6 protein-coding genes are annotated in these 14,369 nt (G+C 69.5%); 1 reads left to right on the forward strand and 5 read right to left on the reverse strand.

Going from position 1 to position 14,369, the window contains the following annotated elements; translation table 11 throughout:
• Positions 1-83 precede the first annotated feature (83 nt).
• Together V4Y04_RS25660 and V4Y04_RS25665 are read right to left on the reverse strand one after the other, a co-directional pair.
• A complete protein-coding gene (locus tag V4Y04_RS25660; protein ID WP_332430674.1) occupies positions 84-734 on the reverse strand; it encodes a response regulator transcription factor in 651 nt (216 codons plus the stop codon).
• On the reverse strand, positions 734-1,924 hold the full coding sequence (locus tag V4Y04_RS25665; protein WP_332430676.1) for a sensor histidine kinase: 1,191 nt from the start codon (positions 1,922-1,924) through the stop codon (positions 734-736). Before V4Y04_RS25665 ends, V4Y04_RS25660 begins: the two co-directional genes overlap by 1 nt.
• A gap of 152 nt (positions 1,925-2,076) precedes the next feature.
• Between V4Y04_RS25665 and V4Y04_RS25670 the strand changes: the two genes are divergently transcribed.
• The gene (locus V4Y04_RS25670) at positions 2,077-2,661 is read left to right on the forward strand and encodes a hypothetical protein (protein ID WP_332430677.1); all 585 of its coding nucleotides are present in this window, start codon (positions 2,077-2,079) and stop codon (positions 2,659-2,661) included.
• Between the two features lie 288 nt (positions 2,662-2,949).
• Here V4Y04_RS25670 and V4Y04_RS25675 read toward each other — a convergent pair whose 3' ends face one another.
• The 3 genes from V4Y04_RS25675 to V4Y04_RS25685 all read right to left on the reverse strand — a co-directional run bounded on the left by V4Y04_RS25675 (position 2,950) and on the right by V4Y04_RS25685 (position 13,832).
• Positions 2,950-3,420, reverse strand: a complete 471-nt coding sequence (locus tag V4Y04_RS25675; protein WP_332430678.1) for a hypothetical protein — start codon at positions 3,418-3,420, stop codon at positions 2,950-2,952.
• Positions 3,421-3,427: 7 nt separating this feature from the next.
• Entirely contained in the window at positions 3,428-9,967 is a 6,540-nt protein-coding gene (locus V4Y04_RS25680) for an RHS repeat-associated core domain-containing protein (protein WP_443080081.1), read from the reverse strand.
• Between the two features lie 130 nt (positions 9,968-10,097).
• Positions 10,098-13,832, reverse strand: a complete 3,735-nt coding sequence (locus V4Y04_RS25685) for a LamG domain-containing protein (RefSeq protein ID WP_332430680.1) — start codon at positions 13,830-13,832, stop codon at positions 10,098-10,100.
• Between the last annotated feature and the right edge of the window lie 537 nt (positions 13,833-14,369).

Raw genomic sequence — 14,369 nt, forward strand, 5'->3', positions numbered from 1 at the left:
GCATGACTGAGCCTTCATACTCACGGTGCCGTGAGGATAGAAAGGTCTGGACCACGGGTCAATAGGTCTGGACCACCAGGCCGTTATCGTCCCCGGACGCCCAACTCCTGAGCCAGCACCGCCGCTTGCACCCGGCTGCGCAGGCCCAGCTTCCCCAGCAGACGGCTGACGTGCGTCTTCACCGTGGCCTCCGCCATGTCGAGGCGCTCGGCGACATCGGCGTTGGACAGGCCCTCGCCGAGACAGGCCAGTACCTCCCGCTCGCGCCGGGTGAGGGAGTCCAGCACCGCCGGATCGGCCGTGGACGCCCGGGCGGGCTTCGCGGCGAACTCCGCGATCAGCCGCCGGGTGACGGCCGGGGCGACGATCCCCTCACCGCGCGCCACCGTGCGCACGGCCGCGATGAGGTCCTTCGCCTCCGTGTTCTTCAGCAGGAACCCCGAGGCGCCGGCCCGCAGCGCCCCGAAGACGTACTCGTCGAGATCGAAGGTGGTCAGCACCAGCACGTCGGCGAGCTCCTCCGCGACCACCTGCCGGGTGGCCGACACCCCGTCCAGGCGGGGCATCTGCACATCCATCAGCACCACGTCCGGCCGCAGCTCACGGGCGAGCGCCACCGCCTGCTCACCGTCCGCCGCCTCGCCCGCCACCTCGATGTCGGGCGCGCTGCGCAGGATCAGCACCAGCCCGGCGCGGACGGCCGACTGGTCCTCGGCGACCAGGACGCGGATCATCAGGTGTCTCCTTGCACGACGTCGGTGACGGGGAGGGTGGCGCGCACCACCCACAGCTTGCCCTTCGGACCGCTCTCCGGACCGGCCTCGAACGTGCCGTCCAGCAGGGCGGCCCGCTCCCGCATGCCGACGAGACCGGCCCCCGAACCCGGCGCGCGCGGGGCGTCGCGGCCGCCGTGGGGACTGGTCACCCGGATGTCGAGGGCATCGGCCGGTCGGCGCAGGCACACGGTGACCTCGCCCGGCGCGGCATGCTTCAACGCGTTCGTCAGCGACTCCTGCACGATCCTGTAGGCGGCGAGTTCCACCGGTGCGGGGACGTCGCTGTACGTGGCGTCGAGGGTGACGTCCAGGCCGTTGGCGCGGGCGCCCTCCACCAGGGTGCCGAGGCCGTCGAGCGTGGGGGTCGCCGCCGGTTCCCGGTCGTCCTCCCCGTCGCGCAGGATGCCGATGAGCCGTCGCATTTCGGACAGTCCCTGCACGCTGTTCTCCCGGATCACGCCGAGTGCCTCCTTGGAGGTGCCGGGGTCGTCCAGGGAGAGGGCGGCCGTGGAGTGGATGGCGATCGCGGAGAGGTGGTTGGCGACCATGTCGTGCAACTCGCGGGCCATGCGGGCACGTTCCGCGGTCACCGCCTGGGTGCGGTCCATCTCCGCGAGCAGCGCGGTCTGTTCGGCACGCAGCCGGGCGGCCTCGGCGGCGTCGCGGTGGTTGCGCACGATGAGGCCGGTCGACGCCGGCGTGAACGTCACGGCGCCGACGACCAGTCCGAACAGCAGCGCCTCCGGCACCCGGAACACGGCGTAGGGAACCAGCGTCGCCGCGATCGTGAACATGCCGGTGATCCACGGCAGACGGCGGGCGGTGGTGGACGCGCCGTACACGACGGCGGCGTACATCAGGTCCGTGTACATCACGATCGTGGCGATGCTGCCCCGGGTCATGGCGTCCGCGGCCAGCGCAAGCGTGCCGACGGCCAGGGCGGTGCGCGGGGCGGTGCGGCGCAGCAGTTCGCAGCCGGCGGTCACGGCGAGCGGCACGAGGAGCGGCCCGCGGCCGTCGAAGAGCACGGTCGGGTCGTCGCCCGGCCGGACCCCCAGCCCGAAGCCCCACAGCAGCAGCCCACCGGCGAGTCCGGCGAGCGCGACCCCCACGTCGAAGCGGGGCGGGCGGGGCAGTCGTACGGCCATGGCACCATCCAACACGGTGCGCACACCCGGCGCCTGATCCCCGCGGACGGTCCTGGACTGCATCTTTCGATGTACCGCGAGTTCATCGGTGGCGACGACGCCCCGGGCCGCCCCGCACGGGAGCCTGGAAGGGGGACCGAGAGGAGAGAACCGTGATCGTCGCCTTGATCGCCGCATGCGAGATCGGCTTCTGGGTGCTGCTGGCCGCCGGACTGGCCTTCCGCTACCTGCTGAGGATGCCGCGCACCGGCCTGGCGCTGCTGCTGTGCGAACCGCTGCTGGAGGTCGTCCTGCTGGTCGCCACCGCACTGGACCTGAAGAACGGTGCCGAGCCGAGCTGGGCGCACGGTCTGGCCGCGCTCTACATCGGCTACACCGTCGGGCACGGCCACCGCACCGTGAAGTGGCTCGACGGCCACGCCGCCCACCGGCTCGGCGGCGCCCCGAAGCCGGCCGGCCCGCCCCGCTACGGCACGGCCCGCGCCCGGCACGAGACCAGGGTGTGGCTGGGGACACTGGTGGGCGCCGTCGTGGCCACCGTGCTGCTCCAGCTCGCCATCCGGTACGTCGGTGACGCGGGCCGGGTGGGCTCCCTGGAGAGCTGGCGCGCCGCCGCTTGGCAGGTCACCGGCATCCATGGTCTGATCGCCCTGACCTACTGGCTCTGGCCGAAGAAGGCCCCGAGGGGCGCGCAGGAGAAAGGATCTGCCACTGAGAAGGAGAGCGTCCGCCACTGAAAACGCCGCAGCGCCGCCCGGACGGGAGCGGGCGCGCTCCGCGTCCTCAGCCGATGGCGAGACGCGGATGGTCAACCGGCTTGCTCCGGCCCATGATCCGGTATCCGGTCTATACCGGCCTGCGGCACCGGCACACACCTGTCGTCAGGCCGGACGGTGACCGAGGCGGCCCGGGAACTTGGAGTCAGCCAGGAGTCGTCGCGGGGCTGGGTGAAGAAGGCCCGCGCCGCCCAGGACACCGGATCGGGACCCGATGCCTGGCGGCGGGGCGGGCCGCCGATCGAGTCCCTATCGAATCCGGAGCGGTTCACCCGCCTCCCGGCGGATCGTGTAGCCATACCCCTTGTCCGGATCCGTGTCGAAGTACAGCTTCGGGCGGTCGCCCGTCTCCTCGACCTGCAGAAGCGTGGACGCGGAGTCGTCCGAGAAGGAGCCCGCAGCGGCGAAGCTCAGCTCGATGGTGCCGCTGCGGTCGTCGTCACCGCGGAGGTTCCACTCCCCCCGCCCGGAGAGGTTTCCCTTTCCGGGCGGGGGGTCGATGAAGCTGAACTCGATGGCACTTTGTGGAATGCCCGACATCGTGAACGTGCCGTCGCCGTCGAACTCGACCCGGCCACCGCCGGAGCCCTTCCAGACCCCGGCGACCTCCTGCGCGGTCAGCTCGCCCGAAGGCCCGGTGCAGGCCTCCAGGGCAAACAGGCCACCGAGGAGCAGCACGGGGACGGCGGCGGCTATCGCGCACCCACGAAGTATCTTCATGCCCTGCCTACTTGTAGATCGTTTCTTGCCACTTGATCTCGACCCGGTATCCCGCGAAGAACCCGCCAGTGTATTGCGGTGTTTTGTTGGCGGCTTCCTGCCATGTGGAGTGCCCGGGGAGGAAGGACTCGTTGTCGATGTCCGTCCACGCACGGTACTGGACCGTCAGGGTGTCCCCCTTGGTCTTCGTGATGTCGTACTCCAGCGCGTAGGACCCGAGGACGCCCTGTGCCTTCCGGTCGTCCGCGCCCACTACCAGGCCGCCGAGATCGGAGGCGTACACACCGGCCATCTGCAGGTAGTTGAGACTTTTTCCGTCCCGGTTCTTGGTCGTGCTGTAGTCCTCGCGGCCGCCCTTCTTCCCCGAGACCGTGAAGTTGGCGGCGATCGACGCGCGCGCGTCCTTCATGCTGGAGCTCTCGATCAGGATACGGGTCAGCTCGTCGTCACCGTCGTAGTTCTGGTCGCCCGTGCGGCTCTTGAGGTCGGGGCTCCCCCAGATCCAGCGCCAGGCCAGACCCCACGGACCGCCGCTGCGGACCTTTCCGTCGCCGCCGAAGCTCTTGTTCGCGAGCTGGCCGGACGGCGGCCGGTTGGACATCTGGTACTCCATGATCATCTTCTGGAGTCGGCGCATCTCCGGGCTCTGGCTGAACGTGATCGGCAGCGGGTCCGGGCCCAGCAGCAGGACCACTGGCGGGAACTCCTGGAGCATGGCCGGCGGCAGACCGACGCTGGGCAGCACCGACGACGCGGCGGCGGTGCCGGAGCCGCCGCCGGAGCCGCCACCGGAGTCGAACGGCGGCGCCATTTCGTCCAAGGACCCGGTCACGGCGTCGGAGCAGTCCACGCCTATGGTGCAGCTGATCGAGCCCTGGCCGCTGGGGTCGGCGAGGGTCACCGGGTTGTTCTCGGCGTACCCGTAGCCGTTGAGGGACTGGTGCTTCGCCGTCTCCAGGAGCGGGTCGACGCTGATGAACGCGCCGAGGATCGGGTCGTACTCCCGGGCTCCGACATGGGTCAGGCCGGTGCTCTTGTCGGACGTCTTGCCGAGGAACCCGCGGTCGTCGACCCAGGTGCCGACCGCCGCCCGCGCCCGCTCCTCGCCGAAGACTGTCAGGAAACGCCGGGTGATGGCGTGCGTCCCGGCCTCCACGGCCAGGCTGGACGTGCCGTGGTGGTCGCCGACGAGGTAGTACAGCTTGTTGCTGCCGCTCTGGTTGGTGCGGACCGCGACCGTCAGTTCCTCCGTGCCGTAGTGGCGCTGGGCCCAGACGGTGCCGTCCTTGCGCAGGTGGACCTCGGTGGCGCCGGCGTAGAGCACCCGCTCACCGTTCGTGGCGGAGCGGATCAGCAGGTTGCCGTCGGCGTCGTATGTGTAGTCGGTCGAGTTCGTCCCCTCGGCCAGCCGGGAGAGCTTGCCCTCCGCGGACCAGGTCAGTTCCTGCCTGGCCGTGGCGCCGGGGCGGTGCCGGGTGTTGCCGGCGGGGTCGTGGTCGTAGGTCTGCGCGGGGCTCGCGCAGTCGCTCTTGGTGGTGGTGCCGGTGACCGCGTGCTTGGCGGTTCCCGCGAAGCAGTACGTGGTCGTGGTGTCGCCGGCGCCGGTGTGCTCGGTCTCGGTCTTGCGCTGACCCGCTTCGGTGTAGGAGTAGCTGGTCCAGTACGGGTCGGGGCCGCCCAGACTCGTGGCGCTACGCGTGTCGGAGCAGTCCCGCGAGGCCGGGGTCCAGGCGTCGGTCAGCCGGCGGAAGCCGTCGTAGGCGAAGCACTGGGTCTCGGGCCTGGCGCCGGCGGCCGTGCTCGGGTCGCTGATCGACGTGATGTTGCCGGCTTCGTTGTGGGTGTAGTTGAGGTCCTGGACCAGGCCGCGGGCGAGGTCGGTGACGTAGCTGCGCAGCAGCCGTCCGGTGCCCTCTTCGTAGGTGTGGTTGACGTATGTCTTCTTGTGCTCCTCGGTATTGGCCTGGCCCAGTACGAGCTGCTGCACCTGGCCGAGCATCGAGTAGTCGGTGTCCAGCAGGTAGCCGGTGGAGCCGTTGATGGACTTCACCTGGGCGAGTTCGGTGTAGTCGAACTTGACGGCCTCCTTGGGCAGTCCGCCCAGCGCCGGCTCGCTCTTGTTGTCCAAGGTCCCGTCGAGGTTGTAGTGGCTGCCGAACTCGATGACCGAGGGCACGCCCGCCTTCACCAGGGCGTCGTCGGCCGGGAGAGCGATCTGCGAGGCCACCACGCGGCCGAGGCTGTCGTACTCGGTGACCTTGCGGACGTAGGCCTTGCCCGGGCTGCCGCTGCCGTCGGCATAGCGGATCGACTGCGACGGCTTGCCCTTGACGAGGTCGTCGTAGGTCTGCTTGGTGAGCTGGTTGGCTGCGGTCTTGGTGTTGGCCCAGGTACCGGTGATGCGGCCGATGTCGTCGTACTCGGTCAGCACCGACTGCTGTCTGGCGTCGGTGACCTTGACGGTCTGGTCGAGGGCGTTGTAGCCGGTGTGCGCCGCGCCCTTGTCCGGGTCGGTGACGTCGGTGAGCCGGCCGAACAGGTCGTACCCGTAGGTCCACTTCGCCTGGTCGGGGCCGGTGACGACGAGTTCCTTGTCGTCCAGCGTGTACGAGGTGCGCACCGAGGTGTACGTGGCGCCCACGCCGGCGCCGAACTCCTGGTCCGCCGGGCTCTGTCCGGCGTACTGGCGCGTCTCGACGGTCCGCCCGCGCGCGTCGACGATGGTGCGCTGGGCCACGCCGCCTTCCAGGGCCGACGTCGCCGTCGAGTCACCGGTGTAGGCGGTCGTGCTGGTCCAGCGCTTCACACCGTAGAAGTGGACCGTGCGGCTCGTCTCGCGCTCCGTGCCGTCGTACGTCGTGATCGTCTGGGTGGGTGAATGGCCGTACTCGGTGCGGGTGTAGGTGCTGGTCGGGGTTCTGGTGGAGTCGTAGATGTCGGCGGACGTGTCGTACGGCAGGCCGCGCGAGTCGTAGCGGGTGTCGGTCAGGAGGCGGCCGGTGCCCGCCGGGGTGGGCGACTGGGTCTGCAGCTTGCGCAGCAGCGCGTCGTAGAGGTCGTACCTCGTGTTGTAGGTCTTGCCGTCCGCCTTGAGCGTCGAGGTGGACACCCAGGACGGCTTGGTGGCGCTGAGCTTGTAGGCGAACGTACTGCTGGCGGCGTCGCCGGCGCCCTTGCTGCGGTTGGGCAGCCAGACGGCGGTCAGCCGGCCCATGGCGTCGTAGGTGAGCTCCGTCTTCTTCAGGTCGGCGTCGTAGGTGCGCTCCGCCAGACCGCGCCGGGGGTCGATGAACGTGGTGGTCTTGTGCCCCATGGCGTTGGTGAGCACGGTCTTGGTCAGCGGGCCGGCCGCGGGGGGCGTGTACTCGGTCGTCGTGGGTTCCTGGTTGGCGTCGGTGATGCCGACGACGCGGCCGAGGGTGTCGTAGGTCGTGGTGCTGACCGTCTGCCAGCCCGTCGGTAGGCGCAGGCCCGCCGCGTTGGCCGTGGCCGGGTAGCCGGTGGCCCGACCAGTCCAGGTCACCTCGCCCTTGGCCGGCTCCTGCGCCGCCTTCCAGGTGGTGGCTCCCGCCGTGTCGTAGACGGTGGCCGTGTCGGACAGCAGGTCGCCGCGCTTGTCGGTGGTCGCAGGCAGCGACAGGGACGTGTCGGTGACCGAGCAGAGCCTGCCGACGACACGGACCCGGGAGGTCAGGCCGGTGATCCCGGCGGTGTCGTTGCGCGCGTACCAGGTGCGCGTACAGGTCTCGTCACCGCTCTTGGCGGTGTCGCCGGTGTCCTCGGCGGCGGTGATCATGCCGTAGTCGTCGTAGGTGTTGGCGATCGTGCGGGACCGCCAGGTCTTCGGCGCCGTCAGGTACGTGTAGGTGGTGGCCTCCGCCCCGCGCACATAGCGGGCCCGGTGGTCGATCGCGCCGGGCACCGTCTGATGAGCGGTCTCCTTCGACCACGGCTTGTTCGCGGTCACCTTGACCGGTGTCGCGCCGTTGTAAACGACCTGCTCGCGCAGCTGCCCGGCGTACTGCGGGCTGTCGGTCAGCGTGGCCAGACCCAGGGCGGGCGTAGCCAGCGGGGCGACGCTGACCGAACGGGTGGTGCCGTCGGCCTTCTTGTCGCCGTCCATGCCCTGGAAGAAGAGTGAGACGGTCTTGGAGCGGGTGGTGCCGACCGCGCCCTTGGTGACGGTGACCTCGCGGTAGCCGCGCCAGTCGGACCAGGTCCGCTCGTCCGAGGGCGTGAACGGGTCGTCGTTGAAGTGCCAGGCCGCCCCGGAGTAGGCGTAGGCGTTCTCCACCGCCTCGTTGTTGCCGGCCGGATCGAAGGTGGCCACGGCGAGTGCGCGGTACTTGTGGAACCAGTCCACCGACGCGTTCTCGGCGCCGTTGATGTTCCAGTACTGCGGGTAGCAGGAGCGGGTGTTGGTGTCCTGCGGAGCGTTGATGACGCTGCTGCGCACGCACTCCTCCGACGACAGCGTGACCCTCGTCAGGGCACCGGTCTCCGAGGTGACGGTCAAGATGCGCGGCCGTCGCAGAGGGAGGATGTCGTCGGTACCGTCGACCCGGTTTGGCCGCATCTGATAGGTGAAAGCGATCGGTTCGTTGACGATCTCGGTGCCCGCCTTGGCCGTACGGCGGATCGACATCAGGGCCAGGGTCTGGTCGCTGCTGTCTCCGATGTCGCCGCCGTCCAGGTACTTCTGGGTGAGGTCCCAGGTGTCGACGGCCTTGTAGGCGCTGTCCGCGGCCGACCAGGAGAACGTGTTGATCTGGGTCAGGCGCTTGCGGGTGAAGAAGGCCGGTCCCGCCGCGCTGCACTCCTTGTCACCGTCGGAGCAGATCGCATCGAACGGGACGTCCGGCCAGTTCTTCGCCGTGGCTTTGGTCAGTGAGGAGCAGTCCTCGGCGGTGCAGCGCTCCGCGTGCCCGAAGGTGACCTTCGCGTCGGCGTCGTCGGTGAACAGCGCGCCCTTGCGCAGGCCGTACCTGATCTCCTTCAGGTATCCGCCGCGCGTGTAGGCGGTGTCGGCGGTCTTGGCCTTGTTCTTCTTGTAGTGGTTGGTCTCCTTGGCGTACCAGTAGGTGCCGGCATTGCCGCGGGTGGTCTCGGCGTAGTCGAGGTTCCAGCGCCAGGCCTGGGTCAGCGCGCGGTCGCCGAAGGCGTCGCCCGCGCTGTAGCCGGGTTCACCGCTGTCGTCGCCGAAGACCGGGACGGTCCACACGGAGTTGGTGCGCTGGTCCGACGCGCCGTCGAGCTTGTTCAGGCCGAAGACGTACCTCGTGCCGTCCCCGGTGACGACGGTCCAGTACTCGCCGTCGTTGTCGCCGTTGTCGGCGCCGGTGCTCCGGGTCACCTTCGAGGCGTCGTCGTCCTCCAGGCGCCAGCGTCCGGTGTCGTCGTCCTTGATCAGGCGGCTGGACTTGCCGTTGAGCACAAGGCGCGCGTTGTCGTACTTCCAGCAGCGGTCGAACACGTCCGCGTGGCCGTCGTCGTCGCAGCTGCCGTAGGCCCGCTCGATGTAGGACTCGGTGAGGCCGAAGCCCTCACCGACCGCGGTGCCCTGGTTGTTGGTGGTCGCCGTACGGCCGTCCACACTGCCCGAGTCGTACGTCAGAGTCAGGGTCGGGGTGGGGTCGGCAGCGGCCGGTGGCAACGGGAACTTGTGCGACCAGGTGAAGGCTCCCGAGCTGCCGCCGGCCTCCCAGGACGAGGCCGCGGACAGCGCGGTCGCCGAGTAGTCGCCGGTACCGGACGGGGACTCGCCGGCGCTCGCCGCGAGGGCGGTGACGGCGAGGACGGTCGGAGCCGCCGTGGCCGCCCGCCGGGTGGTGCCGCCGTCATCGGCCGCGGTGAGACGCGCATCGGCGGACACGGTCCTGGCGGTCCGGTCGTTGTCGGACTCCAGCGGGGTCTGCCGGCGGCACTCGGCCTTGGCCGGCGTGGTCAGCGCACACGCCGGGAGCTGGACGAGACGCAGCCGTCCGGCCCAGTCACCGCCGATCGCGCTGGCGAAGGAGTCGTAGCCGACACTCACGCGCGCGACTCCGGAGGTGTCGGCCTCGGCGGTGAGCAGCACACCGGTGACGCCGGCCCCCTCCGCCGCCTTCTGGTCCAGTACCTTGACGCGCGCCTCGGTGCCGGCCGCGGGCAGCGTCTTCGCCCTGGGCTGCACCGTCACCGGGATGCCGGCCGGTGCGGCAGCGCCCTTGCGTTTGCCGCCGAGGGCGACGACAGCCAGGCCGGCCTCGGGCCAGGTGGCCTGCTGGTCGGTTACCGCCCGCCGCGCCTGCTCCTTATTGGCCTGCCGCATCTCGGTGGCCTGCTGCCGGGCCTTCGCCGCGCCGAGCGTGCGCACCTCCTCGACCTTGCTCACCCGCTGTTCGGGGACGCCCGGTCGCTTCACGGTCCCGGTCGCCGCCTCCGCCAGACCCACGGGTGCCAGCAGCGACAGTGCCACCGCGACAGTCAAGAACCGCACGTCACGACGTAGTAGTGACGCGTTCCTGCCAAGTTTCAATGTTCTGCCCCACCGTTCTTTCCGGCCCATCGGCCGGAACGCGAGTTCCTCAAACCGGGTCGCCGCGCGTTCGCCATGGCAGGTCGCATCGTGGCGCGGCGCACCCGGTCGCGGTGCGGGCGGCGGCCCGTCGGAGCCGCCGCCCGCACCTCACATGCCGTCAGTCACCGACGAGCGTGTCGATCTGGTCCGGGCCCCCCATGGCGCCGGCCCACACCCGGACCTCCTCGATCCGACTGGGCAGGTGGTGCTGCCAGACGCTGTTCGTGAAACCCTTGCCCACGGCGAAGTCGCCCGTTCCCGCCTTGGCGGTGAACATCAGGTCGTCGCCGTTCTGGTTGCGGCCCAGGTAGAGGCCGATCGTGCCGGTCTGGGCGTCGAAGATGCCCGTCAGCCGGACGACGCTGTCGGCCATCGCGCCCTCGTTCGACACGACGGAGCTGAACGTACCGTCGGCGTTCAGCCGGCCGAAGTGCCATTTGCCGGTCGGCACGGTGCGCTCCTCGAGCGTCTCCTCGTCCAGCACCGTCTCCTTGCCGGTGATCTGGTACCAGAGCCCCCAGGCAGAGCCGTCGGCTGTGCGCTGACCGAGGATCTGGCCGGTGTAGCCGACTTTCTTCGCCGCCAGCTTGGCGCCGTCCAGCTCGGCCCTCGTGGTCACCGTGAACGAGCCGGTGTCGTCCACCAGCGGGCCGCCGACGGTGGCCGCGTCGTCGACGCCGTCCAGCACGATCGCCCCGCCGTCCAGGACGGCCCCGCCGGCCAGGGACAGGCTCCTGCCGTAGCCGGAGGTGGTGTCGGCGACAGTGCTGCCGCTGCCGAGGGAGGAGTCCCAGTTGGCGACCAGCTCCGCCCCGGCGAACTGCTCCGAGGTGAGCAGACGCGCCTCGTCGGCGATCTCCTTCTCCGTCAGTGCTCCCTGCCAGATGGTGATCTCGTCCACGGAACCGTGCATGAAGTCCTTGTACGCGTCGGCGTGCATCGTCCGGCCGATCTCCAGCGGGCCCTCCGCCTTCCACGCCGTGCCGGTGGCGGCCGTCGACTGCAGGACACCGTTGACGAAGAGGCTGACCTTCTTCTGTTCCGCGTCGAACACCGCGGCCACATGGGTCCACACCCCGCGCGGGGTCGGCTGCTTCGCCTTCGCCTCGGCGAACGAACCCTCCTTCGAGAGGACGCGCACGCTCCAGACATTGGAGCCCCCGCCGCCGTACGACACGTACAGCGGGCTGTACTTCTGGCTGAAGGGGCCCGGGTTCGGCGTCTGGCTGAGCAGGGTCAGGGTGTGATTGGCGGCCGGGTCCACCCGCGCCCAGGACGCGACCGTGTAGGAGGAAGCGGTGTCCAGCACGGGGCCACCGGTGGCCGCGAAGTCGTCCGTGCCGTCCAGGACGAGGCCCTTGTCGGTGACCGTGCTCTCCAGGGGCACGCCTTGGGCGTCGTGCGTGAGGAGCCCGCGCCGCCCGCGGCTGTCCCGCACGGCACCGGCGCTCAGCGTGGCGTCGTCGCGGCCGTCGGCCGTGGCGGAGTCCAGCGCGGCGCCGTTGTCCTCGGTGAAGTGCCAGCGGCCGACGGGGACGTCACGCGCGGCGACCTGGAAGCTCACTACCGTCTGTGCACCGGAGCGGCCCAGTTCGTCCACCGCCTTGACGTACAGGTTGACGGTGCCCGAGCTCTGGGGCGTGAAGGTCCCTTGCCAGCCAAGAAAGTAGGGAAAGCTGTAGGCATTGTCCAGTTTGGCGATCCTTTCGCAGGTCAGCAACGGCGGCAGTCCTTCGATGCACTTCGGTACGGCATCGATCCAGTTACCGTTCTGGGACAGTCGGTACTGGTACTCGGTCTTGTTGGACTCCCCCTCAACGCGCTTGAAGGTGAAGGTGGCCTTCTGGCCCGGTCCGCCGGCCGCCGTGCAACTGTTCGCGGTGCACTTGCTGTACGGGCTGCCGATGGTGACCTGGGGGGCCTTGGGCGCCGTGGGATCGACCTTGAAGTAGCAGTAGCCGCTCGTCGAGGCGTTCGACGGCCCCGACAGGTAGCTGCCGCCGCTGTTGTAGTACGAGCGGACCCAGGCCCGGTACCGGTACAGCTTGCTCTCGGTCAGCGTCGACCAGGAGATCGTCTGCTTCTTCCCGTCGCCCGCATACCCGGTGGAGGGCCGCAGGTCGCCGTTGCCGGCCAGGGTGTCCGACCAGGTGCCGTCGCTGTTCTTGTGGTCGATGTCGAAGTAGACGCGCAGCTGAGCTTCCTTCTCCCCGCCGGGAGCGGTCTGGGTGGTCGCGGCCAGCGACGGGGTCGGGTCGGAGACGATGGCCGGGTTCGATGAGCTCGTCTCGCACACGGTGCCCGAACCGGTCACCAGGCCGATGCCGGTGGGTTTGGCGGGCAGGCCCACGAAGGAGACTTCGAGGACGGCGTCGTTGCGGAACCGTTTCCATGCGGAGGTGTCCGACTCATCGTGTGCCTTGACCAGCAGCGTCAGCCGGGAGAACTTGCCCGCGGCGAAGTCCCGCACGGTCGGGGTGAGGTTCTCGTTCGTCTCTTCCGGGTTGTCGTTGAACTCGATCGGTGCGTCCGGCGAATCGGGATCGCACAGCGACCCGCGGCCGGCCGAAACATGCCGGTCGCCCATCAGGTCCAGGTGTTTGGGACGTGACGACCACGTAGTGGAGGAGGAGATGTTGCTGGTGCGGACCAGGTCCACCCAGCGCGGGTCGCACTGGAACGCCCACGGCTCGGTCACCCGGAACGTGGCGTCCAGGACATGTTTGCCCTTCAGACTGGCCGGCGAGAACTCGAAGTACAGGCGCTGGACATAGCCGGGCCCGCAGTAGTAGCCGTTCCACGTGCCGCACTTGCCCACCCCCTTGCCCAGGTCGTCCTCGCCGTTGCCCCAGCCGTAAGATTCATAGCCGTCCGAGCGCAGCAGGGTGCGCTCCGACTCGTCCCACGTCACCGACGGGTCGATGAACAGCGGAAAGGCCGACTCCTCGGTGGAGGTGAGCATGTCCGTGTCCGGGATCACCGACAGGGAGTTCTTGCCGACCTCGACGTCCATCCGGGCCACCGTGTCGCCTTGACCCGGCTCCAGGCCCGAGCCGGACGGCGCCGCCTCCGCCGGGTCCGACGGGGCGCTGTCCCCCGTTTCCTCGGTCGCGGTCACCAGCTGCGACGCACCGGCGTTGCCCGTGCCAGCCGAGTCCCACATCTGTGCCGGTGGCGCCCGGAACACGGTGAGGCCGTTGCCGTCGACCGCGGCCAGATTGCCGGCCGCGCCCTCTTCGACCGTGAGGTTCTCGGTCTCCAGGCCGAAGGTGAGCTTCTGCAGCTCCTTGCTTGCCGCCGCTTCGAGGGTCTTGACCACCAGGACGTGCTGGAAGCTCTCCGGGGTGGCCGTCACCTTCAGATCGACGTCCGGCAGCACCTCCGGATACACGGCGCTGGGGCCGTCCAGACGTGGAGCGGGCAGCGTGCCCGGCCAGTCCAGCGTCAGCGACCGGCCCCCGTCCTCGATCCGCGCCAGCGGGCCGGCGTTGCCGCCGCCGGAAAATGCCATCGCCACTGCGGCGCCCCTCGGGCCCACCGTGCCGTCCGCCCGCCTCTCCAGCGTCGCGTCCGGCGCCTGCCAGCCACCGTCGGCACCCTCGACACGGACCGGAACGACCGACTCCTCCAGCGTGAACGTGTAACCGTCGGGGTTGGCGAACACCGTGGTGCGCTCCGTGCGCTCCCCCGTCACCTCCACTCGCCGACCGGACTCCTGCGCCTCCTGCAGCGCCTTCTGCCCCTCCGACAACGACTCAGTGTCCGGCGCCGCGTCCTGCGCGAAGGCCACTGGGCCGGGCACCAGGGCAACGACCACCGCAGCGCAGATCGCCGCAGCCCTCCCCGCCCTCATGCTCAGGTCGCGCCTGCTATCCGGTCCTGCGGGGCGACTGCCCCGCCCGGACCCGACAGATCTCCCGCCCTGCAACCGGGTCCACATCCCCGCCACACTCCACCCACAGTGATCACATAAATGACCCGAGTAACTAACTTCATAACGGTGTGTCAGGTCAACGGCCAGGAAACGGGCATCGCCACGCCAAGTTCCGGAATGCCATGTGATGATCGCGACGTTTAGCGATGGTTGCACGGAGGGCGGTCGCGTTTACGCATCACTACCGAAACGGCAAGATCAACTACCAGCGGTGATTGATGCCGCCTCCGCTGTTCCGCTGCCTCCAGCAGCCGTCCATCCGCGCAGCCTCTAAGTTCCAAGACCCGGGCTGACGGCTCACCCTCACCGGGTGTGACAGATCTCTGCACCCATGGCGGCAAGCCATGGCCGCCCTCAAAAATTGGCGCCCGCTGCGGAAGCGCGGTGGCCGTGAACGTCTCGCGGTCGCTCGGGTGCTTTTTCTGTTGGTCGGGGATACGGCCAGTGGGCGTCCTG

It is taken from the genome of Streptomyces sp. P9-A2, assembly GCF_036634175.1.
GTDB classification, from domain to species: domain Bacteria; phylum Actinomycetota; class Actinomycetes; order Streptomycetales; family Streptomycetaceae; genus Streptomyces; species Streptomyces pratens.